This window comes from Archangium sp. (assembly GCF_036389735.1).
GTDB lineage: Bacteria > Myxococcota > Myxococcia > Myxococcales > Myxococcaceae > Archangium.
The window spans coordinates 1-2,735 of the sequence record NZ_DASVWK010000237.1 but is presented as its reverse complement, the minus strand read 5'-3'; the positions used below and the strand labels follow the sequence as shown (position 1 = coordinate 2,735).

Sequence of the window (2,735 nt, the reverse complement as noted above, 5' to 3'; positions counted from 1 at the left end):
GGACCCCACGGGCAAGGTCATCGACCCCGCCTATGCCGCCTCCATCCAGGGAGACCCGAACGACCCGGAGAATGTCGAGACGACGGAGCCGGACCCGGACGTCGTCCTCTACTCGGCGGAGGCGACGCATGCGGTGTACTACTTCCCCAAGGCCCGCCCGGGCACCTGGCAGCTCGTCTACGAGGGAGGAGCAGACGTTCCCGCCGCGGGGACCACTTTCACCACCGCGGCCTCCTTCGACAGCCCACTGCGCGCCACCTTCTCGAGCGACCGTGACTTCTACGACCCCGGTGCCACGGCCCTGCTGCGCGTGAGCTTCTCCGAGCCCGTCCTCCACGCCGACGTCCAGGTGACGCTGCGCCGCGCCGGGGGCACCACGGAGACCGTGTACCTGCCTCGCCTCCAGGGCGATGCGTACGCGGCGAGCTACGCGCTCCCCCAGGCCTCCGGTTATGTCGCGCTCGACTGGTCCGTCTCCGGCCAGCGCTCGGACGGCACCGCCTTCGAGCGGGGTGGACGCGAGTACATCCAGCTTCACTCCCAAGCCCTCCGCCTGGAGCGCGGCCACACCGACCGTGCCATTCCGCGCACCGACGCTCCCGGGCTGAACAGCGCCCTGGCCGTCACCCTGAAGGTGCTCTCCGACTACGCGGGTGGAAAGCTGGGGGTGTATGCCGAGCTGACGGCTGCGGATGGCACCGTCGTCGCGAGGACCCACACCTCCGTCCTGGCTCAAGCGAGCCAGAACGCCGTCGAGCTCCGCTTCCGCGCCGAGGATCTCTACCTGTCCAAGGCCGATGGCCCCTACACCCTGCGCAACGTCCGGTTGCTGGATGAGCGGGATGCTCCGCTGTTCAGCCAGGAGGTGGCGCTCGCCCATACGACGCAGGCCTATGCGTACCGGAGCTTCGCGCCCCAGCTCGGCACACCGGGCGTGTTCCTCGACGGGCCTTTCCAGGTCCAGGCGGGCGAGTCCGTCTCGCTGACCGCCGTGGGCGTGGACCCCGAGGGCGACGTGCTCAGCTACGCGTGGGACCTCGATGGGGATGGGCAGTTCGAGGTGTCCGGGCTGCCGGTGACGTTCTCCACGTCCGTCCAGGACCGGGCCGGGCTCCGCAAGGTGCGCGTCCAGGTGAGCGACTCCGAGGGCCACTCCGCCGTGGCCGAGGACTTCGTCGACATCGTCAACGCCTGCACGCCCAACGCGGGGACCTTCTCGCTCGTAGGCAACACGTCAGCCCTCCACCTGCAGCACTCCTCCACGCGGCTGGAGGATGGACGGGTGCTGGTGGTGGGTGGCTACTCGCGGGCCGTGGAGGTGTATGACCCAGCCACCGGCACCTGGGGGGCCACGGGCTCCTCGCGCACCACCCACCGCAACCACACCGCCACCCTGCTGAGCGATGGGCGGGTGCTGGTGGCCGGGGGTGAGGGCGCCAGTGCCACGGCCTCGGCGGAGGTGTATGACGCGGCCACGGGGACGTGGGCGGCCACGGGCAACCTGGGGACGTACCGCCGGCACCACGGCGCGGTGCGGCTGCAGGACGGGCGGGTGCTCGTCATGGGCGGTACCGACGCGTCCGGCGCGCTGCTGGCCTCGGCCGAGGTGTACGACCCGGCCTCCGGGACGTGGAGTGCCGCCCAGCGCATGGCCCAGGCCCGCCGGACCTTCAGCGCCACGCTGCTGGGGGATGGACGCGTGCTGGTGGCCGGCGGACTCACTGATGCCAGCAGCGACAAGTGCAACAGCACGGGCAGTAACTGCCTGACCTCTGTGGAGGTGTACGACCCGGCGACGGGTACGTGGGCCTCCGTTGGCGGCATGGCCACCGCGCGCGGTTACCACGCGGCCGTGCTACTCGCCTCCGGCCAGGTGCTGGTGGTGGGCGGCGCCATGGACGGGGCGCAGAGCACCACGGCGGAATTGTATGACCCGGCCACGGGCGCGTGGATGGCCACGGGCTCCCTGCACTCGCCCCGGCGCAGGCTCGCGCTCTCCGTACTGCCCGACGGCCGGGTGCTCGCCACGGGTGGCTATGACGCCTCCACCGGCATCCTCGCCACCGCCGAGCTGTACGACCCGGCCGCGGGGACTTGGTGCCCCACGGGCAGCATGGCGCAGGGGCGTTATGGGCACACGGCCACCGTGCTGAAGGATGGCCGGGTGCTCGTTACCACGGGCAACAGCAACGCCAGCCAGTACACCTCAGAGGTGTACGACTTGGGTGGAATGCCATGACGCTCGTGCGGAGGTTCAAAGCCGCCCAGACAGGATTTCTGCTGCTGGATGGGAGGTCCGACCTCGGCTCGGCAGAATAAGCTCAAGGTGCTTTGGGCCGACAGTTGCGACGCTGGCGGCTATCCTGTGTTTGTCGGAATCGAATTCAACGAGCCATCGGGCAAGTAGCCGGTGACTGTGATTGGAGGCGGCGGGGCTCGAACCCACCGCCTCACTCTTCCCGAGGGGACGCTACTTCCCCTGCTTCTTCTTCGGCGCGGAGGCGGGGACGGGGAAGCCGCGCTTGCGCATCAGGGCGTTGATGCCGGCGTCCTTGCCGCGGAAGGCCCGGTAGCCCTCGGCGGGGTCCACGGTGTTACCCACGGAGAAGACGCTCTTGCGCAGCCGCTCGGCCACGGCGCTGTCGTAGGGCCCCTTGCCCTCGGTGAAGGCCTCGTAGGCGTCGGCCGTGAGGGTGTCCGACCACAGGTAGCTGTAGTAGCCCGCCGAGTAGCCG

The 2,735-nt window shown here is 70.0% G+C and carries 2 protein-coding genes; one reads left to right on the top strand and one right to left on the bottom strand.

All coding sequences use genetic code 11. The features are described from left to right. A partial coding sequence (locus VF794_RS08625; protein WP_331108705.1) for a Kelch repeat-containing protein occupies positions 1-2,239 on the top strand: 2,239 nt, incomplete at its 5' end. Between the two features lie 231 nt (positions 2,240-2,470). Here the strand turns inward: VF794_RS08625 and VF794_RS08620 are convergent. Continuing rightward, a partial coding sequence (locus tag VF794_RS08620; RefSeq protein ID WP_331108704.1) for a M3 family metallopeptidase occupies positions 2,471-2,735 on the bottom strand: 265 nt, incomplete at its 5' end.